Origin of the sequence: Niabella sp., assembly GCF_030150205.1 — a bacterium.
Taxonomy (GTDB): Bacteria; Bacteroidota; Bacteroidia; order Chitinophagales; family Chitinophagaceae; genus Niabella.
In genome coordinates this window covers 87,300-110,277 of record NZ_JASLGT010000034.1, presented here as the reverse complement: position 1 = coordinate 110,277, position 22,978 = coordinate 87,300, and the positions used below count along the sequence as shown (strand labels likewise).

Below are 22,978 nucleotides of genomic sequence, written 5' to 3'. Positions count from 1 at the left end.
GATAGCGGATATTACTAATAAAAAAGCGCTGACTTTTTCACTTGATCCACTTTTTCACTTGATCCTTAAATACCATATCGTTCATAATCGCCCATAAAAAAGGGCTCTGAATAATCAGAGCCTTTATGAATGTCGGGAACAATAGATTCTGCCTAGCGCCCTCCCGCCAACGCGGGATGCGTTACCGGTATAAAAATCAAGAAGCCCAGTATTACTACTGAGCTTCTCTAAGTCGGGAAGACAGGATTCGAACCTGCGACCCCCTGGTCCCAAACCAGGTGCGCTACCGGCCTGCGCTACTTCCCGAATCCGGTATTTAAATTTCCGGTGCTTATAAACTAAGCGGGTGCAAAAGTAAGGAAAATTTTATAAAAAAGAAAAATAAAAGCCCGGAAAGAAAAAAACTATCCTTCCAGTACTTCCCGCTTCTCCAGTAACCGCTTTAATAAGGTGAGTTGGTTCTGTGCTCTTATAAAATTATGCCCTTCATACTTTGCACCATAATAGCGGTCGTCATTTAAATGATCGGTTAAAAACCGGAGGGCCTGCATATAGATCATAAACAGCCCGGAGTAGAAAAAGTGCGCTTTTTCCGCCGGTGTCAGCTCATCCTGCATTTCTCCCAGGTATCCATCTACGATGGCCCGGTAGTAATCTTCGCGTACCACAATTTTACTAAAATCCTTTTCCTCCTCGCTTACCGGGCAAAGATAAGTACGCATCATATCGCCTACATCGCTGATAAAATAACCCGGCATCACCGTATCCAGGTCAATCACACAAAGTCCTTTGTTATCTTCATCAAACAGCACATTGCTGATCTTGGTATCGTGATGCGTTACCCGCCGTTTAAAATCAGGGTTCTTTAATATTTCCCGGAAGCGGTCTACAATGTCTGCATGCTCCTTTAATGCACGGATCACCGTTTCAGCCTCTATAGCCCGCTCAGCATTCCCTTTTTCCAACGCCTCAAGGAATTGTTCATACCGCAATACCAGGTCATGAAAGGATGGCAGCGTAATCTTCAGTGCATCTACGTCAATACCCGAGAGCTTCCGGGTAAACATGCCAAATTGTTTTGCCGCCTCATAGGCCTGCTTCGGCTCCTCCACCACGTCTACCGAATGACTGCCTTTTACAAATGGAAACATCCGGTAATAGCCATCATCCGCAATATGCAACATTGTTCCTCCTGAAGTAGTCTTAACCGGCGCCACAAAAAAATAAGCCCCGTCCTGCTGATGCAGGTAAGCATCAATAAACTCCAGGTTCCATGCAATGGCTTCCGGTTCCCGGAATACGTTCTGATTTACTTTTTGTAAAATATACCGTTCTCCCCCGTTTCGAAGTTCCCATGTATGATTGATCAACCCACTGCCAAAAGGCTTTACCGAACACTGATCTGCCTTTAATCCATAACCGGCAAGTACTTTATCCATAATTTGGTTTAAAGGGATAAATGTATAAAATAAAGTGTAAGTTTTTTTTCAAAACCCGGTGCAAACGTTTGCCCTGTAGACGATTTTCAGGAGTTATAAACCAGTGCAACAGGAATTTCCTGGTGCCGGAATGCCTTGTCAACGGCACCGTCTTCGGGTTTGTTCTGCAAAATATCCATCAGCATTTTCATGGCAGCCTCGCCCTGGCTATACGGGAACTGGTCTATAGAAACAACGGGCGGGTAAGCAGTGTGTTTGTTTACCGATATATTGGCATAGCTGGCAAACAGGATATCTTCATTAATTTTTACATGTTCCTTAAGCGCATATTTAACCGCATCCATATGTACGTAATCGTTGAAACTGATAATGGCATCCGGCGGTTTTTTAAGCGCCAGCAGACGGGCTACTGCTTTGTGTGTGCCCTCTTCCGAAAAATCGGTTTGTTCCACCATCTGCATATCTACCTTAAGTTTTCTCCGGGAGATCCCTTCTATATAACCATCCAGCCGTTCCTTGGAAGCAATGATCGCACCCGGACCGTTGATGAATGCAATACGCTTCCGGTCCTGCTTGAACAGCCACTCGATCATATCCACCGTACCTTCAAATAAATTGCAAAACACTTTATTTACACCGGGAAGGGATGGGACCCGGTCAAAATACACCACGGGTATATTATAGGCATCCAGCGTTTTCAGATGATCGCTTTTATTGGTTTCTTTCGACAAAGAAATGATCAGCCCGTCTACCCGCTGGTTCTTCATCGCATCTACTACCTGGCGTTCCTTATCAATCCGGTCGTGGCTCTGACCAAACAAGATCGTGTAGCCGTTTTCCAGTGCCACATCCTCAATACCACTGATGCCTTTTGAGAAGAAGTCTTCATAAATATGCGGCACAATCACCCCGATTACGAAACTTCTTTTTTGTTTGAAAAAAATCGCCTTGGAATTGGGTTCGTAATTCAGTGCCTTGGCCAGCTCTTTTACCGCCTCTTTTGTTTTTGTACTGATCCGTGGATGATCGCTCAACGCTCTTGATACAGTGGATACAGAAACGTTCAGCCGCCTGGCGATCTCCTTTATGGTTGGTATTGACTCGCTCACAATTCTAATATATGCAAAACTTAAAGATAAAACAATTATTTTATAGTTGCTCCGCAAACCGGTTCTTGGCAAACCTATTGTATTTTCTAAAAAACACCCGATAAATTATTCCATTACTTTTGCTTTAAGTTTTTTTACAATGAAACACAGGGTACTGATCATTGATGACGAAGAAAAATTAAGACAGCTCCTTTCCCGGATCATCACACTTGAAGGGTTTGAGGTATTCCAGACGGGAGACGGTCGCTCCGGATTGAAACTGCTGGAAAAAACCGGGGTGGATGTGGTACTCTGCGATGTAAAACTGCCGGACGACAATGGTGTGGAACTGGTAAAAAAAATAAAAGCCCTGGCACCGCAAACAGAAGTGATCCTGCTAACGGCCTATGGGAATATTCCGGATGGTGTACAGGCCATTAAAAACGGTGCATTTGACTACATTACGAAAGGAGATGACAATAACCGGATCATTCCATTACTGAACCGGGCTATAGAAAAAGTAACCCTCCACAAAAGAGTACAGCAACTGGAACAGCAGCTGGGCAACAAATATTCCTTCGACAGCGTCATCGGCACATCTGAAATCATTCAGCAAGCCATTCTTTTTGGCAAAAAAGTAGCCCCCACCGATGCCACCGTTCTATTCACAGGAGAAACCGGCACCGGCAAAGAGGTGTTTGCAAGGGCCATACATGAGGCCAGTAACCGGAGCAATAAAAGTTTTGTGGCCATCAACTGTGCGGCGTTCAGTCGCGAACTGCTGGAGGGAGAACTTTTCGGACACCGGGCCGGTTCCTTTACCGGTGCGGTAAAAGACCAGGCGGGCCTGCTTGAGGAGGCCCATAACGGTACCCTTTTCCTGGATGAGATCGGCGAAATGGCGATTGACCTGCAGGCGAAATTGTTGCGGGTGCTTGAATCCGGAGAATTTATCAAAATCGGGGAAACCAAACCTACAAAGATCAATATACGGTTATTGGCCGCCACCAACCGGAACCTGCTGAAGGAAATTGAAGCCGGGCAATTCCGGGAAGACCTCTATTACCGGATCGCTACCTTTAAAATCAATCTGCCGGCATTACGGGAGCGGAAAAAAGACATCAAAGAACTGGCGGGTTTCTACCTCCGTTTCTTTGCCGAAAAAACCAACCGGAAAATGCTCCACATTTCGCCGGAAGCTTTTCGCGCCCTGGAAAGCTACAACTGGCCGGGCAATATACGGGAGCTGAAGAACAGCATTGAACGCAGCGTGATCCTGATGCAGGGTGATGAACTGCACGTAGAAGACCTTCCTCTGGAGATTCAGCAATACCAGTCTCCTGCCTCTGGCTCCGTAGAAAATCCTTCGTCGCTGGCTTCCATGGAGAAAAGCCATATCCGCCGGATCCTGCAATTTACCAAAGGCAATAAGGCGGAGGCCGCCCGCATCCTCGAAATCGGGATCGCCACCCTGTACCGGAAAATTGATGAATACAGGCTTTAACACCCATTACCTGCTCCGGGCAATTCCGACCTTCATTTATCATTTTGAGAACCACACCTATCATTTTGATAGGTTTTTTTATTCCCCAAAAACGCCGGCCAACAAATAACCAAATGGCAATCAATATATTATAACTATCTAAAAAATCCGGAGCTGTTTTTGGCACCGGAGGGTTGACTTTAAAACATTAAATAATTACTGAAATATGTTAACAGGTATTCTTATTCTTTCCGGCATCAGCTGCTTTATCCTCTTTTTCAGATCCATTACCTTTTTTGAAAAAATATAGGCAGCATTTTCAAACTATTTAAACGTAATCAAAATGACAGGACTACTAATCATCGCCATACTTGTATTTATTTATACATGCTATGTACTCCTCAAACCCGAAAAGTTCTAGACCGCAGCCCTACTTTTCACTAAAAACGTTTCACTATAACTTCTCACTATAAAACTTCTCACCAAAAACATTTCACTTCTCACTATAAAATTTCCATCCAAACCATGAACACAGAAATATTAGGCATCATCGTCATGTTTGTTCTTACACTGCTGCTCTCCCTTCCTCTAGGACGGTATATTGCAAAAGTGTATGGCAATGAGCGCACCTTCCTGGATCCGGTTTTTAATCCCATTGAACGGTTTCTGTTTAAACTCAGCGGAATCGATCCTCAAAAAGCGCAAAACTGGAAACAACAGCTGGTAGCCTTGCTGGTCATTAATTTGATCTGGTTTTTTCTCGGTATGTTCATCCTGCTCAATCAATCGTGGCTGCCGCTCAATCCGGATCACAATCCCAACCAAACGCCGGACCAGGCTTTTAATACCTCCATTTCCTTCCTGGTAAACTGTAACCTGCAACACTATTCCGGAGAAACTGGCGTCAGTTACTTCAGCCAGCTTTACCTGATGTTTTTGCAGTTTGTAACGGCTGCTACCGGTATGGCCGCAGCAGCCGCGATGTTCTATGCGTTCCGGAAGGGCACGCATCAAACCCTGGGTAATTTTTATAACGCCTTTGTTAAATCCATTACCCGGATCCTGTTGCCCATCTCCATCATTATCGGGATGATTCTGATCCTGAATCATACGCCCATGACCTTTGAGGGAAAACAGCAGATGATCACCCTCCAGGGCGATACCACTTATGTGTCTACCGGTCCGGTGGCAGCATTCGTTCCCATTAAACATCTGGGCACCAATGGCGGTGGGTTCTTCTGCGCCAACTCCGCACACCCGCTGGAAAATGTGAATTACATCACCAACATGACACAGATGATCGCACAAATGCTGATCCCTTTTGCGATGGTATTTGCTTTTGGACAGTTCATTAACCGCAGGAAACTGGGATGGACCATCTGGTGCGTAATGACCGTCGGATTCCTGATCCTTTGTATTCCGAATATCATCATGGAAATGAACGGCAACCCCAACATCACGGCCATGGGCGTGAGTCCTGCGCTGGGAGCGATGGAAGGAAAAGAAGTACGCTTTGGCACCCCGTCATCTGCTTACTGGAGCATCGCTACTACCGTCATCTCCACCGGCTCCATCAACTCCATGCATTCCAGCTATATGCCCCTCAGCGGTATGAATATGCTGCTGGCCATGATGACCAATTGTTTTTACGGCGGCTGTGGTGTAGGCATCCTGAATTATTTTGTATTCATTATCCTCGCCGTTTTTGTAAGCGGACTGATGGTAGGGCGTACACCCGAATTCCTTGGTAAAAAAATAGAAGCGCGCGAAATGAAGATTGCCATGATCGTAGCACTGCTGCATCCCCTGCTGATCCTGGCCGGTACTGCACTGGCAGCGGCATTGCCTTCGCAAACGGCATCCACGCTCGCTAATCCGGGTTTTCACGGCTTTAGCGAGATGCTCTACGAATATACTTCCAGTGCAGCCAATAACGGAAGCGGATTTGAAGGACTGGGCGACAATACTCCCTGGTGGAACATCAGCACCGGTTTTGTACTGATTCTCTCCCGCTATCTTCCCATCATCGGCCCGGTGGCCATCGCCGGTATCCTTGGTGCCAAAAAGTACATCCCGGAAAGTGCCGGCACCCTGAAAACAGATACCGCCACTTTTGGATTTATGGTATTTGCAGTGATCGTGATCGTAGCAGCACTTTCCTTCTTCCCGGCTTTAACCCTGGGACCTATTGCAGAATATTTTGGGATGGGGTAGATAGTAAAATGTTGTTAGTGAAAAGTGAGATGAAAAGAACAGCCCAAAAACCCCACTTCTCACTAAAGACTTCTCACTAAAAACATTTCACTTCTCACTAACAACTTCTTACTCCCCATCACTTCTCCAAACTTTTAATCAACCCATAAATCATCTTCCCAATGACGTCCATTTTTTCAATCAACCGGTTACACTCATGGCGGGGAATAAAATCCAGGGCACCGCAAAGCAATATAAGTGTATCCAGTTCTGTCAGCGAGCCCAGCGAAACATACAGGAACCATCCAAATTGCTTGGGACTCTTCCGGGCGGCGCCTTCGGCAATGTTTACAGGAACAGAAACGGCGGCTCTGCGTATTTGGGAAACAAGGCCAAACTTTTCTTCGGGAGGAAGTGCTTTTGTTATAGCATACAATTCTTTAACAAGGGCAAAGCTGCCCGTCCAGGCATTTAATTTCTGGTGTGGTTTCATAAGTTAAATATTTCATCAAATATAATTAATTATAATATAAAAACAAAATAATCTTCATTACCCCAAGATCTATTCTCTCAAAAAAATGCTCATAAACAACATTACCAACAACTTCTTACTAATAACATTTCACAAATAACTTCTCACTAAAAACATTTCACTATCCACTTCTCACAAACATCTCACAATGAAAATGCAACATACATCCCTGTTTCAAAAAGACCAGTTTCTCGAAGCGCTGAAGGATTCTTTTATAAAACTCAGTCCCTCAAAAATGTTTCGCAATCCGGTCATGTTCCTCGTATGGATCGGCACCCTGGTGATGCTGGGCGTGTGCATCCAGATTGCTGTTACCGGAGGCAACGGCGCACAGGGGACGCTCGCTTATAATATCACCATCACCTCCGTTCTTTTTATTACCCTGCTCTTCGCCAATTTTGCAGAAGCCATTGCCGAAGCACGTGGTAAAGCCCAGGCCAATAGCTTACGGAAAACAAGAGAAGAAACCCCCGCAAAGAAAATAGAACCGGTTGGGGAAATGACGCTGAATGAGATCCGCATCGTTCCCTCTTCCACCCTTCAGCTCAATGATATTTTTGTTTGCGAGCAAGGCGATATTATTCCCACCGACGGAGAGATCATTGAAGGCCTCGCTACCATCGACGAAAGTGCCATCACCGGCGAAAGCGCACCGGTGATCCGTGAAGCCGGAGGCGATAAAAGCTCCGTTACAGGCGGTACCAAGGTGTTGTCGGATAAAATAAAAGTGAAGGTAACCACCAGGCCCGGCGAAAGTTTCCTGGATAAAATGATTGCCCTGGTAGAAGGCGCCTCCCGCCAGAAAACGCCCAATGAAATTGCCCTTACCATCCTGCTGGCAGGCTTTTCACTGGTGTTTATTATCGTTTGTATCACGCTAAAACCCTTTGGCGATTTTGCCCATTCGCCCATTCCCATCGCCGCCCTGATTGCGCTTTTTGTTTGTTTGATCCCAACCACGATCGGCGGCTTGCTTTCTGCGATCGGTATTGCAGGTATGGACCGGGCACTGCGGGCAAACGTCATCACCAAAAGCGGTAAAGCCGTAGAAACTGCCGGCGATATTGACGTGCTGCTACTGGACAAAACCGGCACCATCACCATCGGTAACCGGAAGGCCACCCATTTTTGGCCTGCGCTTAACACCGGCGGGCAGGCGTTTATGGAAGCGGCCGTACTGGGCTCTTTAGCAGATGAAACGCCGGAGGGAAAATCCATTGTGGAACTGGCTTCCAGCCTGTTTAAAGACAAAAGCTATATTCCCCACGCACAGCAGCAGTTCCTATCTGAACACAGCAGTTATACGCCCATTCCCTTTACCGCAGAAACCCGGTGCTCCGGTGTAAACTTCAATGGGGTCCATATCCGCAAGGGTGCGATGGATGCTATTACCCGGTTGGTTCAAAAAGCCGGCAATACCATCCCTGCGGAAACCCTGGCTAAAACGAAAGAGATTGCCAGTAATGGCGGCACCCCCCTGGTGGTAGCCCAAAACGATACCGTACTGGGCGTAATCGAATTACAGGATATTATTAAACCCGGTATACAGGAACGCTTTGAACGGCTGCGCAGGATGGGTATCAAAACGGTGATGGTAACCGGAGACAATCCGCTTACCGCAAAATTCATTGCAGAGAAAGCCGGTGTAGATGATTTTATTGCAGAAGCGAAACCCGAAGACAAAATGAACTATATCCGCAAGGAGCAGGCAGAAGGCCGTTTGGTGGCGATGATGGGCGACGGTACCAATGACGCCCCCGCCCTGGCTCAGGCCGATGTTGGCGTAGCGATGAACAGCGGAACACAGGCGGCCAAAGAGGCTGGTAATATGGTGGATCTTGACAACGATCCTACCAAACTGATTGAAGTAGTAGAGATCGGGAAACAATTGCTGATGACCCGCGGCACGCTCACCACGTTCAGCATCGCCAATGATGTGGCCAAATATTTTGCCATCATTCCCGCTTTATTCATCGCCGCCATTCCCTCCCTGCAGGGGCTGAATATTATGCGGCTGCACAGTCCGGAAAGCGCCATTCTTTCGGCAGTAATCTTCAATGCCATCATCATCCCTTTACTGATACCATTGGCATTAAAAGGCGTTGCTTACAAACCCATTGGCGCCAGTGCACTGCTACGCAGGAACCTGTTCATTTACGGTCTCGGCGGCATCATTGTGCCTTTTATCGGTATCAAAGTGATCGATCTGCTGACCGGTCTGCTTTTCTAAACCCGGTCTAAACATCTAACTAAAAACATTTCACCAAACATCTCACTAAAAACATCTCACAAACTACAAAAACAAAACAATGAAACAACATATCATACCCGCTATACGCCTCACCCTTGTGCTGATAATCCTTTGTGCAGGCGTTTATACGCTCCTGCTCTCCGGCTTTGCCGGGCTCACCCCCGAAAAAGGAAAAGGAGAAAAGATCACCGGTGGCAACGGCAAAAGCTATTATGCCAATATCGGGCAGCGTTTCGACAGTACTATTTACTTCAACTCCCGCCCCTCCGCAGTTGCTTATAATGCCGCAGGAAGCGGTGGCAGCAACAAAGGGCCCAATAACCCGGATTATCTGAAAGAAGTACAGCAACGGGTTGAAGCCTTCCGGCAAAAAAATCCCGGGACCGTAATTCCTGCGGATATCGTTACCGCAAGCGGCAGCGGGCTGGATCCGGACATTTCCGTTGCGGCGGCAAATGCACAGGTGGCCCGTATTGCAACGGCCCGCAAGCTATCCCGGCAGACTATACAGGACCTGGTAAACCAGCACACCGACCGGCCACTATTTGGACCTCAGAAAATAAATGTATTGAAGTTGAATATCGGCCTTGACAAATTGAACCATTAATGCCTATTAACCCCATGACCGGCACCTGCGCTCCCGCCCCCCCCCTTTGCAAAAGAGGAGTCGCCGGGACCCGCAAGGTCACCGGGAACAAAAACAACAAGCAAACAACACGTATGAACAGCAGAGCAATCCGCAATAGTATCATCTGGCTGGCGCTTACCGCTCCGTTTACCGCATTTCAAAAAGCAATGGCGCAAACGGATACTACTGCAACATCCCTAACCGTCAGCGGTTATGGCGAAGCATTTTACAGTTATGATCTCGGCAAACCCGGTCATCATATCCGCCAGCCTTTTCTGTACAGCTACAACCGCCATAATACTTTTAGCATCAATCTGGCCCTGATTAAAGCCAGCTATACCACGGAACGTTCAAGAGGAAATATCGGGCTGATGGCCGGCAGTTACAGCAACGATAATATGACCGCTGAAAAAGACGGGTTAAAGAATATTTATGAGGCCAATGCCGGTGTCAGACTCTCAAAAAAACGCAACCTCTGGATCGATGCAGGTATCCTGCCTTCCCATATCGGCTGGGAAAGCGCTATTGGAAAAGACCGTCAGACATTGACCCGTAGCATTGCCGCAGACAATTCGCCTTATTTTGAAACGGGTGCCCGTCTTTCCTACACCTCCGACAATGGCAAGTGGTATCTGAGCGGTTTGGTCATGAATGGCTGGCAACGCATTGAACGGGTACAGGGGAACAATACCCCGGCATTTGGTCACCAGCTTACCTTTAAGCCTTCGGATAAGGTAACGCTCAACAGCAGCTCATTTATCGGCAATGACAAACCGGACAGCATCCGGCAGATGCGGTATTTCCACGATCTGTATGGGCAGTTCCTCCTCTCGCCCCATGTTTCATTAACCCTGGGATTTGATATCGGCATGGAACAGTGGGCAACCGAACGCAATCGCTATAATACCTGGTATACACCGGTGGTGATCGCCAGCTGGTTCAATGAAAAATGGAACATCGGCTTACGCGGCGAATATTTTAATGACCCGGCCGGGGTGATCATTACCACCGGTAATCTAAACGGATTTAAGACCTGGGGCTATTCCCTCAACATTGACCGAAAGATCACTGAACAATTTGTATGGCGGATCGAAGGCCGGGGTTTTAACAGCAGTGATCCGATCTTTTTAAACGGGGATCTTCCATCAAATAATAACTTCGCAATTACAAGCGCACTGGCGTTTTCTTTTTAAATAAACCACACCATGGACGCAGCAGCTGATTTTTTACAACTCATTCAAAAAAATAAACGGGGCCGGTTTAAAATCTATATCGGCATGAGTGCCGGCGTGGGCAAAACATACCGGATGTTACAGGAAGCCCATGTACTGCTGCGCAACGGTATCGATGTGCGCATCGGTTATATTGAAACCCACCGCCGCGAAGAAACCCATGCCCTGCTGGAAGGCCTTCCCGAAATTCCGCGCCGGCGGCTCTTTTACAAGGGCAAGGAACTGGAAGAAATGGATACGGACGCCATCATCAACCTGCGGCCGGAAGTGGTGCTGGTAGATGAACTGGCCCACACCAATATAGAAGGAAGCCGCAATAACAAACGCTGGCAGGATGTTCGGGATATCCTCGATGCGGGCATCAATGTAATCTCAGCCCTGAATATTCAGCACATTGAAAGCCTGCACGAGGATATACTGGTGATCACTGGCGTGAATGTAACAGAACGGATACCGGACAGCATCATCAAGGAAGCCGATGAGGTAGTGAACATTGACCTGCCATCCGATGAGCTGATCACCCGTCTGAAAGAAGGGAAGATCTATAAAAGTGACAAGATCCAATCAGCGCTCAATAATTTTTTCAAACACGACCATATCCTGCAGCTGCGCGAACTGGCGCTAAAAGAAGTTGCTTCTGCCGTAGAACGGAAAGTAGAAGCCGAAGTAGTAAAGCTTCCGCTGCAACAGGAACGCTTTATGGCCTGTATCAGCAGCAATGAAAAAACATCCAAGACCGTTATCCGGAAAACCGCCCGCCTGGCGAATTACTACCACAGCAAATGGTATGTATTGTATGTGGAAACACCGGCGGAAAGCGCCGATAAGATCCGGCTGGATAAACAACGGTACCTCATCAATAATTTTCAGCTGGCTACGGAACTGGGCGCAGAGATCATTAAGATAAAAGCGGACCGCATTGCTGCAGCAATTGTAGAACAGGCCGAAGAGCGGAAAATCACCACTATTTGTATCGGCAAGCCCCATTTGAGTCTAATGCAGGTCATTGCCGCCACCAATATTTTCAGCAATCTTTTAAAGAAACTAAGCGACAGCCAGATCGACCTAGTGATCCTGAGTTAAGGTTGTTATTTTTGTTGATGTATAAAAATTAAGAAATGCGTATTCAAACAAAACTGGTGCTGGCATTGGGTGCGCTCTTTGCATTGGTCGCCTTCCTGGCCATTCTTTCCGGCATTTATATCAACCGGCTTTCGGCAGACACCAAGAACATCCTGGTGGCGAATTACAATTCCGTATCATATTCCAGGGAAATGTTACTGGCGCTGGACGAAGGCATCCAGTCGCCCCATATACAGCAAAAATTTGAAGTTCAGTTAAAACGGCAGAAAGAAAACATCACGGAGCCCAATGAACTGGAGGCAACAGACCGCGTCAATGCCGATTTTGAACGGATCAAAAACGGGCCCGCAGATTCTTTCCTGACCCGCCAGATCCGTAAGGACCTTGCAGACATCATGCTCTTAAACATGCAGGCCATTCAGCGAAAAAGTGCCATTGCGGGGAAAACGGCAGATAAGGCCATTGTGTGGATTGCCGTAAGCGGCACGCTTTGTTTTATTATTGCCTTTACCCTGCTGCTTAACCTTCCCGGTGCCATCTCCAATCCCATTAAAACCCTTACATCCAGTATCCGCAGCATTACTTCCAAAAATTATTCCCAGCGGATCTATTATGACAAACCGGATGAATTCGGCGATATGGCGAAAGCATTCAATACGATGGCGCAAAAACTGGAAGAATACAATAACAGTAACCTGGCGCGCCTGATGAACGAAAAGCAGCGGATCGAAACCCTGATCAATAATATACACGAGCCCGTGATTGGCCTGGACGAAAGCAAAAAGGTCATTTTTATCAATGAAGAAGCCGCCCGCATTACCAATACCCAACCAACGGAAGTATTGGGCAAACCGGTACAGGATCTGGCTGTAAGTAATGATCTGATCCGGATGCTGATCCGGGACTTTTTTGAACCGGTTACCGCGCACGAGCCGCTAAAAATATATGCAGACAACAAGGAAAGCTATTTCGACAAGGCCATCATTCCGATCAGTATTGTACCAACCGGCGAAACCGAGACGCAGCACCTGGGGGATGTGATCTTCCTGAAAAACATCACACCGTTCAAAGAGCTGGATTATGCAAAAACCAATTTTATTGCTACCGTCTCCCATGAGCTAAAAACGCCCATTTCTTCGATAAAGATGAGCGCCCAGCTACTCGAAAACAACCGCATCGGAAATTTAAATCCGGAGCAAAAAGAACTGGTGGAAAGCATACAGGAGGATGCCGCCCGCCTGCTGAAAATAACCAGCGAGCTGCTGAACGTAACGCAACTGGAAAGCGGCAAATTGCAGTTACAACCGATATTATGCCGGCCCGAGGAGCTGATTCAAAAAGCCCTGCAGATCAACGAAACGGCAGCGGCCTCCCGGAATATTCATATACAGGTTCAGCTACCCGCCGACCTGCCCTTTTTAAATGTAGATGCTGATAAAACCGCCTGGATCTTCAGCAACCTCATTTCCAACGCCATCCGTTACAGTCATGAAAACAGTCCGGTTGTGGTAACCGTTGCGGCCAGCAAAGAAGAAGTTCTTTTCTCTGTTAAAGATCATGGACAGGGTATCGCGCCTTTTTATCTCGACAAAATCTTCGATCGCTATTTCAGGATCCCCGGCTCTAAAAAAGAAGGCACCGGCCTGGGACTTTCCATCAGCAAAGAACTGATTGAAGCACAGGGAGGCTCCATTGGAGTACATAGTGAGTTTGGCGCAGGAACGGAATTTATTGTAACCCTGCCGGTTGCAAACAATAATTAACCGGCGACGGTTTTTCCCCGCTGATTTACGCAAATATTCTCGCCGATGTTCGCCGATGGTTTCTTCTTTCTGCGCTGCAGCCGTGTGATCTGCGGGAATCTTTTTCCCGCTGATTTACGCTGATTTTTTTCCGCTGATATTCGCTGATGGCCGCCTCTTTCCACGCTGCAGCCGTGTGATCTGCGGGAATCTTTTTCCCGCTGATTTACACTGATTTTTCTCGCTGTTTACCGGCGGGTCCTTGCGAATGCGTACCTTTAATAAATGATTACACCCGAATTTTATGACAACCTCACTCCCTCTGAGGCTGTCGCCCTTCAAAAGGAATTACGCAAAAAAATAGACCTTAGCCCGCTTACCAAACCCATCCGGTATATTGGCGGTGCAGACATCTCCTTTAATAAATTTGAAACGACCGTGTATGCAGGCATTGTAGTACTGAAGTACGCCGAAATGGTGGTACAGGCACATGCTTCTGTTACCTGTACGGTGGCATTCCCCTATATTTCCGGGCTGCTAGCATTCAGGGAGGTTCCGGCGTTGTTGAAGGCATGGGAAGCACTGACCTTAAAACCCGATGTACTGGTGCTGGACGGCCATGGTATTGCACATCCCCGGCGGCTGGGCATTGCCACGCATTTTGGTCTTGTAATGAACCAGCCCACCATCGGCTGTGCCAAAACCCGTCTTACAGGCGTGTACCAGGAACCGGGAAATCACCGTTTTGACCAGTCGCCTTTATGGGATAAACAAGAGAAGATCGGCGCCGTTTTACGTACCAAACCCAATTGCAACCCGGTGTTTGTATCACCCGGACATAAGGTGGGAATGGAGCAAAGCCTGGAAATCATTACCCGATGCTGTGGTAAATACCGCATTCCCGAGCCAACACGGCTGGCCCATATGCTGGTAAACCAGGAGCGGGTAAAGGGCGGCCTTTAGCGATCAGTCATCCGCATTGAGCTATTAGACTTCAGCTTTCAGCATTGAGATTTCAGATTCGGGACTTGAGATTTGAGATTCCAGCTCCAGATTTCAGATTTAATGGCTACCAGGCTGAAATCTGAAGACTGAAAGCTGATAACTGAAGACCGATAACTGCCAACGGATACTTATATTTGTTCCTTATGAGGTGGATGCATCACAAAAAGACTATTCTTGTGCTTTCTTCGATCCTGTTCTTTTTCCTGGGCAGCCTGATCATTGTACGTTGCTCACAACCGGATAAAAAAAGCGGGGAAAAGCAAACAGCCAATGAATATGTAGGAGACGCCGCCTGTATCAGCTGCCATAAAAGCGAACACGATCAATGGCAGCTGTCGGATCATTTCAAAGCCATGCAGCCGGCGAATGATTCTACCGTTCTGGGTAATTTTAATAATGCTTCCTTTTCCGCTGATGGTGTCAGCTCTTCATTCTTTAAACGGGATGGCAAATTTTTCATCAATACGGAGGGGCCGGACGGAAAGAACCACGACTACGAGATCAAATACACATTTGGATACTATCCCCTGCAACAATACCTGGTAGAATTTGACAGGGGCCGCATGCAGGCCACCCGGCAATCCTGGAACAGCAAAGACAAAAAATGGTTTCATCAGTATGCCGGTCAGAAACTTGCGGCCAACGACTGGCTGCACTGGACGGGTAACGGGCAAAACTGGAATACGATGTGTGCGGAATGCCATAGTACCAATTTAAAAAAGAACTACAACACCGAAACCGATAGCTACAATACCACCTACAGCGTGCTCACCGTAAGCTGCGAGGCTTGTCACGGACCCGCCAAACAGCATATTGACTATGTGAACGGCGATGATTATAAACACGGAACCAAACAGGCTGGATCCTACCTGCGGGCGCCCAAAAACAGTAGCCAGCTCGCACAGATCCAGACCTGTTTCCCCTGTCATGCCCGCAAAGGTAATATCAGCGGCAACCTCAAGAACAGCAACGAGATCATGGATGACTATATTCCCGAGATCCCTTCTACTGAATTCTTTCATGCTGACGGACAGGCGGATGATGAAGATTATACATATGCTTCTTTCCTGCAAAGCAAAATGTACAAGCATGGGGTAAAATGCAGCAACTGTCACAACCCGCATACCGGCAAATTACTGATTGCCGGCAATGGGGCCTGCCTGCAATGCCACGACAAAAAGTACGATGCACCAACGCATACCTTTCATGCGGTGAACACTGCAGGAGCCGAATGTAAGAACTGTCATATGCCGGGCAAGTTTTATATGGGCAACGACTGGCGGCATGATCATACCTTCCGGGTGCCCCGCCCTGATCTTTCCGTTAAATATGGCACGCCCAACGCCTGCAATAACTGTCATACCAATCAATCGGCTGCCTGGGCAGCAACTGCTGTCAATAAATGGTATGGCCCCACACGCGCTTATCATTTTGCAGAAGACCTGATCCCCGGTAGTAAAATGGATGCCGGCAGCCAGGCCCACCTGATCAAGCTGATACAGGATACGGCTACCCCGCCCATCATCCAGGCCACAGCAGTACATTATTTATCTGGTGTTCAGGGGGGTGATAACCCGGTTGCAGGTGTATTGCGGGAGCTGCATAACAAGGACGCCCAGGTACGCTACCGGGCAGTTACCGGTTTAAATAATTTTGCCCCGGTCCTTTGGCGGGATGCCATCCAGGAAATGCTTACCGATAAAGTCAGGGCCGTACGCATCGCTGCGGCGAACCTGGTGCTGGGTGCCAATGATGCTGACCTGATCGCCGGTCTGGGAGCAGGTTACACCAACGCACTGGCCGAACTCAACGACCATGTGCTTTACCAGACAGATTTTGCTTCCGGTAACATCATGGCTGCTGATTATTATTTAAAGCTGAAGAATTATGACAAGGCAGAGTCCTTTTACCTGAAAGGATTGCAGAAAGACAACCAGATGAACTATGCACGCCTGAATCTTTCAACCGTTTACAATATTAAAGGCAATAATGAAGCAGCATTGAAAACACTGGAAGAAGCCGCCCGCGTTGATCCTAAAAATGACCGCATTTACTTTAATCTAGCCCTGTTATATAATGAGCTAAACCAGCCCGATAATGTTGAGAAAAGCCTGAAGAAGGCCATTGAACTCAAAACCCCCAATCCAAGGGTGTATTATAACTATGCTATTCTATTACAACAGCGGCAACAATATAAAGAGGCGGAACAGCAATATCTGAAGGGGTTACAACTGGCACCTTCGGATGCAGACATCAACTATGGCCTTTGTGTCCTGCACCTGCAACAGCATAACCCGGCTGCAGCCAGGCCTTATGCAGAAACTCTTAAACGCTATTACCCGGGCGATCAGCGCTTTTTCCAGCTCTGGCAGCAGTTGGGCATGTTGTAAGAAGTATAAGTACTTAACTGAGTATTCTTTAACATTGCCGGTATTACATTTTGCCCAACAGCATTGGCGCCTCCGGTAACTTTTATTATATTGGCTGCTTCTTTGTTTTCACGCGACAGGGCGACCCATAGAGACAATTGCCCAGCAAACCAGCAGATTACACCAATATGCCAACACAACTTATACGAAAGTGAATTATAACTTAGATCGATATTTTCCCGTATAATGCCGATGAGATAGCCGTTTAGGCCAATGAAATTGGTCTATTACGGATATCCAATCGGTATTACAGTTTCAGCACACACTTCATTTGCCGGTAACAAATAAGCAGCAGCACCATACCATTCACGGTACAGTGCTGCTGCTTACACTATTTAGCTTCCCCGGAGGTCGGGGAGCATCGCATTTTTTGATCAGGCGGCTTTCTGCTCGGGTCGTTCCAGCAACAAACTCCATACGATGGCCGCCAGGATAGCACCAGCAATAGGCGCTACGATAAACAACCACACCTGGCTTAAGGCTTCCCCGCCTTTGAGCAGGGCCGGTCCAATACTACGTGCAGGATTCACAGAAACACCAGTGATGGGTATGCCCACAATATGGATCAGCACCAGGCTAAGCCCGATACTAAGGCCTGCAAAGCCTCCATGGATATTTTTTGTTGAAGTAGATCCGAGGATCACCAGCAGAAAGATAAATGTAAAGATGATCTCTGCAATCAGACCGCTTTGAAGCGAGTATTTTTGTGGGGAAAAATCGCCGTATCCGTTTTGCCCCAATCCGCCCATGTACTCCGCTTTCCCGCTTGCGATGGCCATTAATATGGCGGCACCGATAATGGCACCGATGACCTGTGCCAGAATATAGTAGGCCGCTTCACCAGCCTTCATACGTCCTGCTGCCACCATGGCAATAGAGATCGCAGGATTAATATGACAACCGGATATATGTCCGATCGCATAGGCCATTGCCACCACGCTTAATCCAAAGGCGAAGGCAATCCCCAGCAAGCCAACGCCGGTTGTGCCATCTGCGCCGGCAATTACAGCGCTTCCGCATCCCATAAGCACCAATACCATGGTTCCGATCAGTTCTGCAAAGAACTTTGATACAGCAGTTACTTTCATATGATTTATGTTTTAAGGATGAATAAACAAGGTTAAAAAACACCATCGGCACGGGGCTGCCCCCTACTATAGTCATAAAACACGTCCTGAAGATACCAAAACTCCGGAATTGTTCCAATAAATGCCTCTTTATTTAAAAATAAAATAAACCGGGATGCCCTGACTTTTTTTACGCGGATGCTTTTCTACCGGTTATTCTTTTCAGCGTTTATCTGCGATAATCTGTGGGGAAAAGATCCCGCTGATTTGCGCAGATCTTTTTCACCGACCAATGCCAATTACTTCCTTCAGCACTATCTGTGCCACCTGCTGGAAAATCAGCCCGCTGATCTACGCGGATATCTTTCATTGATCAATGCTAATTATTTTCTCCGATACTTATCTGCGACATCTGCGGGAAAAGATCCCCCTGATTTGCGCAGGTCTTTTTCACCGACCAATGCCAATTATTCCCTTCAGCACTATCTGCGTCATCTGCGGGAAAATAATCCCGCTGATTTGCGCAGATCTTTTTCACCGACCAATGCCAATTATTCTTTTCAGCACTATCTGTGCCATCTGCGGGGAAATCAGCCCGCTGATCTACGCGGATATCTTTCATTGATCGATGCTATTTATTTTCTCCGATACTTATCTGCGACATCTGCGGGAAAATAATCCCGCTGATTTGCGCAGATCTTTTTCGCGGATCCACGCCGATGATTCTTTTCAACAGTTATCTCCGCCACCCTCGGGGAGAAAAACGACCATATTAAGGGAACCGTTTAAACCAGGTATACCGCAGCAGTACTTCGATCAGTAAAAACGCCAGTGCCGCAAGCGCCAGTGGCAGGAACATTTCCTCTGTTTGTTTATAACGAATGATCTCCACTTTTGTCTTCTCCAGTTTGTCGATCTGGTTATAAATAGCCTGCAGGGAGGTTTTGTCAACCGCGTGATAGTATTGACCACCGGTTTGACCAGCGATCTTTTTTAAGAGGTCTTCATCCAGGAAATTGCGTACGCCGGAGGCCATTTGCTCTTCGGTAAATTCGCTTACGCCAAGTCCGATACAATATACCCGCACCTTATTGGCCTTGGCAATCTCCAGTGCCATATCCGGATCAATGATACGGGTGGGTGGTGCATCTTCTTTGCCATCCGTTAATAAGATAACCACCTTCGTTTTACTGCTGCCCTTACTGATGCGGTTGACTGCTGTAGCCAGCCCTTCCCCGATCAGGGTTCCCGGCTCCAGGTAGCCATCGTCCATTACTTTTAACCGCATCAGCTGATCCAGCAAGGTGGCTTTATCGGGTGTCAGGGGCACTTTGGTAAAGGCCTCTCCCGAAAAAATCACCAGCCCGATCCGGTCTGTCGGCCGGCTTTTTACAAATTCGATGGCTACTTCTTTAGCTACTGTAAACCGCCGGGGCTTGATGTCCTGCGTCAACATGCTTCCGCTTACATCCATTGCCAGCATAATATCGATGCCCTCGCCTTCACTACGGGTTAAGTCCTGCTGGTGCTGGGGCCGCGCCAGTGCCGTTACCAGGCAAGCGATCCCGATCAAACGCAATATAAACGGCAGGTGACGAAACCGCGTCCGGAAGGTGCCTGGTATTTTGGCCTGAAGGCCAGAGGTAAGAATGGCACCTTTCCCCCGTTTCCCGTTCTTGATATATTGTGCAATCAGAAACGGGATCAGCGCCAGGAAAATAAAATTCTCCGGCCAGATAAACTTTATATTTTGAAACCAGTCGTAAATCATTTTTTATGGATCACTTCGCCGGACTCTTTTACCGGGTTCGGGCGCTCTTCTTTTTTTGACCGGACTGCATGGCGGATCCCTTCTTCGATATGATCGACCCCCTTATGGATCACCTCATAGGCAGACTGCGCTTCTGCATCTTCGGGATCATATTTTGCAAATTTCACCAGGTCGCAGAGCGATAATACCTGTTCCAGGCTATGGTAGAGCTGTTCGTCCGTAAACAACGGTTTTATCTTTTCAACAAGATCTCCTGATGTCTGGTGTAAGGAGTTCACCCCGGCACGCTCCGATAAAAAAGCCCGCAGGATCTCTACCAACCGGGCATAAAAACGGTTCTCCGGCACCTGTGACGCTTTCAACTCCTCCAGTTGCTGTTTAGCCCTTGCATAAGCACTTTTGTACACCCTTGCCTCCGCCCGGGGTTTCTTTTCGCCCGTCATCCAGTAAACCACTAATGTGATCATTACACATAACAAGGCAACCATATACCACCATTTTTCAAACTGTTTCCCCAGTTTAAAGGGTACAGACCGGATGTCCTGTATATCATGATAGGGCTGGCTGGGATCAAAGGGATCAGTAAACACCACATCCATTAAGATGGATGCCGTTTTTGCTTCCGGGCTGAGCACGATCGGCGGAATGGCCCAGCGTCCGGAATCAAAGCTGGTGATCCGGAAATACTGCCGGAGCACCTGTTGACCGTCTGTATCTTCTTTTGCAATACTGTCCTTTGATAGGAATTCGAAATGCGGAATGCTATCCAGTTTCAAGGGCTGGATCTTCATGCCCGCCGGCGCCCGGATCTCCAGGGTCAGCAACACCGGCTCTCCCAGCAATATTTTATTTTTATCTACGGATGCGGCAACCGAAAGCCCCTGTGCGTAAAGCGAAGCATTCAGCCCCACTGTCAGCAGATACAATACCCCAATAATCCAGGCTCCTTTCTTAAACATCCGTTGTTTGCTCTTTATTTAATACTGCCTTTAACCCTGCTCTTAAAAAAACGGCGCAATACATGAATATAATCGTCCCCGGTTTTCAGGTGCAACAAATCACTGTTCGCCTTTTTAAAAACCGCAGCACAATAGGCCGTGATCCGGAAAAATTCCTCTTCATACTTCCGGCGCACATAAGCGTTTCCAGAGTCAACCCACTGAAGCGCTCCCGTTTCTGCATCCATCAGTTGTATCAGTCCGGCGTCGGGTAACTCCTTATCCATCCGGTCGTATAATTTGATCCCGATAAGGTCATGTTTTTTACCGGCCACGCGCAGCGCATCTTCATAATTGGCATCGATGAAATCGCTCAGCACAAATGCAATACATCCCTGTTTCATCGCATTGGTCAAAAAACGGATGGCCGTGGCGGTACTGGTTCCTTTACCCGTAGGCTCTACCCCCAGCATTTCCCTTACAATGAATAAAGCGTGCTGTCTCCCTTTTTTGGGGGGAATGTACATTTCGATTTTATCACTGTAGAACACGGCGCCTACTTTATCGGCATTGGCTACCGCCGAAAAAGAGAGCACCGCTGCAATTTCCGCCGCCACATCCCGTTTACGTCCATAAGAAGTACCAAACAAACCGCTCCGGCTGATATCGATCAGTAACATCACGGTCAACTCACGTTCTTCTTCAAAGATCTTACTGTAAGGATGCCCGATCCGCGCTGATACGTTCCAATCGATAAAGCGCACATCATCTCCTGGTGTGTATTCCCGCACCTCTTTAAATGACATCCCCTTACCCTTAAAGGCACTATGATACTCACCGGAGAACAATTCTGTTGCCAGCTTCTTGCTCTTGATCTCCAGCTCCCGTACCTTTTTTAATATTTCCTCACGTGTCCGCAATGATCTTTTTTTTCAGTCTTCAGCCTTCAGTTATCAGTCGTCAGTTATCAGTTATCAGAACATTCACTGCTCACCATTCCCTATTCACCATTCACTTCTCCCTTCCCCCTACGGCACATTCACCGCTTTCAGCACTTCATCAATTATATTTTCCGCTGCGATATTTTCTGCTTCTGCTTCATAAGTAAGTCCGATCCGGTGCCGCAGTACGTCATAAATAACGCTGCGGATATCCTCCGGAATCACAAAGCCCCGTTTGTTTAAAAAGGCCTGCGCCTTCCCGGCCAGTGCCAGGTTGATGCTTCCGCGAGGCGACGCTCCATAGGAGATCAGCGGCGTCAGCTTGTCTAACTGGTAACGCCCGGGGTACCGGGTAGCAAATACAATATCCAGGATATACCGTTCTACTTTTTCATCGAGGTAAATGTCGCGTACCAGGCTTTTGGCATCCAAAATTTCCTGGATATTTACTACCGGCCGGATCGGCGGCAGCCGTTCTCCCTGAACATTGTGTCTTAAGATAAGCTGTTCTTCCTGCATTTCGGGGTAACGTACGATCACTTTCATGATAAAGCGGTCTACCTGGGCTTCAGGCAGCGGGTACGTTCCCTCCTGTTCCAACGGGTTTTGGGTAGCCAGTACCAGGAAAGGATCATCCAGTTTATAGGTATGATCGCCAATGGTCACCTGCCGCTCCTGCATCGCCTCCAACAGTGCCGACTGCACTTTAGCGGGCGCCCGGTTGATCTCATCTGCAAGAATAAAATTTGCAAAGATGGGGCCCCTGCGTACCACAAATTCATTTTGCTGCTGGTTATAGATCAGTGTTCCGATCACATCCGCCGGCAGCAGGTCTGGTGTAAACTGAATGCGGTTAAAATCGGCCTGGATAGCGGTAGCCAGGGATTTGATCGTAAGCGTTTTCGCCAGGCCCGGTACCCCTTCCAGCAACACATGCCCGTTGCTTAACAATCCGATCAATAAGCGGTCCAGCATATGATGCTGCCCTATAATGACCTGACCGATCTCTTTGCGTAATGCATCTACAAAATAGCCGGCTCCGACTATTTTTTCATTTAGCAGCCGTATTTCTTCTCCTGTTTTTGCCATAATTATTTTGAGATTTGAGATTCGAGATTTGAGCTATCAGCATTCAGCCTTTAGCATTCAATCCACT

The 22,978-nt window shown here is 47.6% G+C and carries 19 protein-coding genes and 1 tRNA gene; 11 read left to right on the top strand and 9 right to left on the bottom strand.

The genetic code is table 11. From position 1 onward, the window contains the following. Positions 1–232: 232 nt before the first annotated feature. The 3 genes from Q1V85_RS24740 to Q1V85_RS24730 form a co-directional block, all read right to left on the bottom strand. A tRNA-Pro gene (locus Q1V85_RS24740) sits at positions 233–306 on the bottom strand. A 98-nt stretch (positions 307–404) separates the two neighbouring features. After that, entirely contained in the window at positions 405–1,439 is a 1,035-nt protein-coding gene (locus Q1V85_RS24735) for an aminoglycoside phosphotransferase family protein (protein ID WP_300604755.1), read from the bottom strand. A gap of 86 nt (positions 1,440–1,525) precedes the next feature. Then, positions 1,526–2,548, bottom strand: coding sequence for a LacI family DNA-binding transcriptional regulator (locus Q1V85_RS24730; RefSeq protein WP_300604752.1), 1,023 nt, complete (start codon positions 2,546–2,548; stop codon positions 1,526–1,528). A gap of 139 nt (positions 2,549–2,687) precedes the next feature. Between Q1V85_RS24730 and Q1V85_RS24725 the strand changes: the two genes are divergently transcribed. The 3 genes from Q1V85_RS24725 (at position 2,688) to kdpA (ending at position 6,224) form a co-directional block, all read left to right on the top strand. After that, positions 2,688–4,031 carry a sigma-54 dependent transcriptional regulator gene (locus tag Q1V85_RS24725; RefSeq protein WP_300604749.1) on the top strand — a complete coding sequence of 448 codons (1,344 nt, stop codon included), beginning with the start codon at positions 2,688–2,690 and terminating at the stop codon, positions 4,029–4,031. 322 nt (positions 4,032–4,353) lie between these two features. Beyond that, entirely contained in the window at positions 4,354–4,431 is a 78-nt protein-coding gene (gene kdpF, locus Q1V85_RS25260) for a K(+)-transporting ATPase subunit F (RefSeq protein ID WP_366914029.1), read from the top strand. A 104-nt stretch (positions 4,432–4,535) separates the two neighbouring features. After that, a complete protein-coding gene (kdpA, locus tag Q1V85_RS24720; RefSeq protein WP_300604746.1) occupies positions 4,536–6,224 on the top strand; it encodes a potassium-transporting ATPase subunit KdpA in 1,689 nt (562 codons plus the stop codon). Between the two features lie 118 nt (positions 6,225–6,342). Here kdpA and Q1V85_RS24715 read toward each other — a convergent pair whose 3' ends face one another. Beyond that, on the bottom strand, positions 6,343–6,696 hold the full coding sequence (locus Q1V85_RS24715; protein WP_300604743.1) for a four helix bundle protein: 354 nt from the start codon (positions 6,694–6,696) through the stop codon (positions 6,343–6,345). Positions 6,697–6,883: 187 nt separating this feature from the next. Here Q1V85_RS24715 and kdpB point away from each other — a divergent pair, with 187 nt between their 5' ends. From kdpB to Q1V85_RS24680, 7 genes are all read left to right on the top strand, one after another. After that, positions 6,884–8,965 carry a potassium-transporting ATPase subunit KdpB gene (gene kdpB / locus Q1V85_RS24710; protein WP_300604740.1) on the top strand — a complete coding sequence of 694 codons (2,082 nt, stop codon included), beginning with the start codon at positions 6,884–6,886 and terminating at the stop codon, positions 8,963–8,965. Between the two features lie 79 nt (positions 8,966–9,044). After that, positions 9,045–9,593 carry a K(+)-transporting ATPase subunit C gene (gene kdpC, locus Q1V85_RS24705; protein WP_300604737.1) on the top strand — a complete coding sequence of 183 codons (549 nt, stop codon included), beginning with the start codon at positions 9,045–9,047 and terminating at the stop codon, positions 9,591–9,593. A 113-nt stretch (positions 9,594–9,706) separates the two neighbouring features. Then, positions 9,707–10,807 carry a porin gene (locus tag Q1V85_RS24700; RefSeq protein ID WP_300604735.1) on the top strand — a complete coding sequence of 367 codons (1,101 nt, stop codon included), beginning with the start codon at positions 9,707–9,709 and terminating at the stop codon, positions 10,805–10,807. Between the two features lie 12 nt (positions 10,808–10,819). Next, positions 10,820–11,929, top strand: coding sequence for a sensor protein KdpD (locus Q1V85_RS24695; RefSeq protein WP_300604732.1), 1,110 nt, complete (start codon positions 10,820–10,822; stop codon positions 11,927–11,929). A gap of 35 nt (positions 11,930–11,964) precedes the next feature. Next, positions 11,965–13,692 carry an ATP-binding protein gene (locus Q1V85_RS24690; RefSeq protein WP_300604729.1) on the top strand — a complete coding sequence of 576 codons (1,728 nt, stop codon included), beginning with the start codon at positions 11,965–11,967 and terminating at the stop codon, positions 13,690–13,692. A 264-nt stretch (positions 13,693–13,956) separates the two neighbouring features. Continuing rightward, complete coding sequence (gene nfi / locus Q1V85_RS24685; RefSeq protein WP_300604726.1) at positions 13,957–14,634, top strand: deoxyribonuclease V; 678 nt, start codon at positions 13,957–13,959, stop codon at positions 14,632–14,634. 185 nt (positions 14,635–14,819) lie between these two features. Further along, a complete protein-coding gene (locus Q1V85_RS24680) occupies positions 14,820–17,066 on the top strand; it encodes a tetratricopeptide repeat protein (protein WP_300604724.1) in 2,247 nt (748 codons plus the stop codon). 413 nt (positions 17,067–17,479) lie between these two features. Here the strand turns inward: Q1V85_RS24680 and aqpZ are convergent, their stop codons facing one another. Continuing rightward, a complete protein-coding gene (aqpZ, locus tag Q1V85_RS24675) occupies positions 17,480–18,193 on the bottom strand; it encodes an aquaporin Z (RefSeq protein ID WP_300604721.1) in 714 nt (237 codons plus the stop codon). Between the two features lie 177 nt (positions 18,194–18,370). On the opposite strand from aqpZ, the gene Q1V85_RS24670 reads away from it, so the two are divergent. After that, complete coding sequence (locus Q1V85_RS24670) at positions 18,371–18,850, top strand: hypothetical protein (RefSeq protein WP_300604718.1); 480 nt, start codon at positions 18,371–18,373, stop codon at positions 18,848–18,850. Between the two features lie 94 nt (positions 18,851–18,944). Here the strand turns inward: Q1V85_RS24670 and Q1V85_RS24665 are convergent, their stop codons facing one another. From Q1V85_RS24665 to Q1V85_RS24650, 4 genes are all read right to left on the bottom strand, one after another. Beyond that, entirely contained in the window at positions 18,945–19,943 is a 999-nt protein-coding gene (locus Q1V85_RS24665) for a VWA domain-containing protein (protein WP_300604715.1), read from the bottom strand. After that, positions 19,940–20,902 carry a hypothetical protein gene (locus Q1V85_RS24660; RefSeq protein ID WP_300604712.1) on the bottom strand — a complete coding sequence of 321 codons (963 nt, stop codon included), beginning with the start codon at positions 20,900–20,902 and terminating at the stop codon, positions 19,940–19,942. Before Q1V85_RS24660 ends, Q1V85_RS24665 begins: the two co-directional genes overlap by 4 nt. Positions 20,903–20,916: 14 nt before the next feature. Then, positions 20,917–21,801, bottom strand: coding sequence for a DUF58 domain-containing protein (locus Q1V85_RS24655; protein WP_300604709.1), 885 nt, complete (start codon positions 21,799–21,801; stop codon positions 20,917–20,919). A 108-nt stretch (positions 21,802–21,909) separates the two neighbouring features. Then, positions 21,910–22,911, bottom strand: coding sequence for an AAA family ATPase (locus tag Q1V85_RS24650; protein ID WP_300604706.1), 1,002 nt, complete (start codon positions 22,909–22,911; stop codon positions 21,910–21,912). Positions 22,912–22,978 lie beyond the last annotated feature (67 nt).

Bases quoted from the DNA above. Each gene is read 5' to 3' on its own strand.
- Q1V85_RS24735 (WP_300604755.1), bottom strand. From the start codon at position 1,439: ATGGATAAAGTACTTGCCGGTTATGGATTAAAGGCAGATCAGTGTTCG.
- Q1V85_RS24725 (WP_300604749.1), top strand. From the start codon at position 2,688: ATGAAACACAGGGTACTGATCATTGATGACGAAGAAAAATTAAGACAG.
- kdpF (WP_366914029.1), top strand. From the start codon at position 4,354: ATGACAGGACTACTAATCATCGCCATACTTGTATTTATTTATACATGC.
- kdpA (WP_300604746.1), top strand. From the start codon at position 4,536: ATGAACACAGAAATATTAGGCATCATCGTCATGTTTGTTCTTACACTG.
- Q1V85_RS24715 (WP_300604743.1), bottom strand. From the start codon at position 6,696: ATGAAACCACACCAGAAATTAAATGCCTGGACGGGCAGCTTTGCCCTT.
- kdpB (WP_300604740.1), top strand. From the start codon at position 6,884: ATGAAAATGCAACATACATCCCTGTTTCAAAAAGACCAGTTTCTCGAA.
- kdpC (WP_300604737.1), top strand. From the start codon at position 9,045: ATGAAACAACATATCATACCCGCTATACGCCTCACCCTTGTGCTGATA.
- Q1V85_RS24700 (WP_300604735.1), top strand. From the start codon at position 9,707: ATGAACAGCAGAGCAATCCGCAATAGTATCATCTGGCTGGCGCTTACC.
- Q1V85_RS24695 (WP_300604732.1), top strand. From the start codon at position 10,820: ATGGACGCAGCAGCTGATTTTTTACAACTCATTCAAAAAAATAAACGG.
- Q1V85_RS24690 (WP_300604729.1), top strand. From the start codon at position 11,965: ATGCGTATTCAAACAAAACTGGTGCTGGCATTGGGTGCGCTCTTTGCA.
- nfi (WP_300604726.1), top strand. From the start codon at position 13,957: ATGATTACACCCGAATTTTATGACAACCTCACTCCCTCTGAGGCTGTC.
- Q1V85_RS24680 (WP_300604724.1), top strand. From the start codon at position 14,820: ATGAGGTGGATGCATCACAAAAAGACTATTCTTGTGCTTTCTTCGATC.
- aqpZ (WP_300604721.1), bottom strand. From the start codon at position 18,193: ATGAAAGTAACTGCTGTATCAAAGTTCTTTGCAGAACTGATCGGAACC.
- Q1V85_RS24670 (WP_300604718.1), top strand. From the start codon at position 18,371: ATGCTTTTCTACCGGTTATTCTTTTCAGCGTTTATCTGCGATAATCTG.
- Q1V85_RS24665 (WP_300604715.1), bottom strand. From the start codon at position 19,943: ATGATTTACGACTGGTTTCAAAATATAAAGTTTATCTGGCCGGAGAAT.
- Q1V85_RS24660 (WP_300604712.1), bottom strand. From the start codon at position 20,902: ATGTTTAAGAAAGGAGCCTGGATTATTGGGGTATTGTATCTGCTGACA.
- Q1V85_RS24650 (WP_300604706.1), bottom strand. From the start codon at position 22,911: ATGGCAAAAACAGGAGAAGAAATACGGCTGCTAAATGAAAAAATAGTC.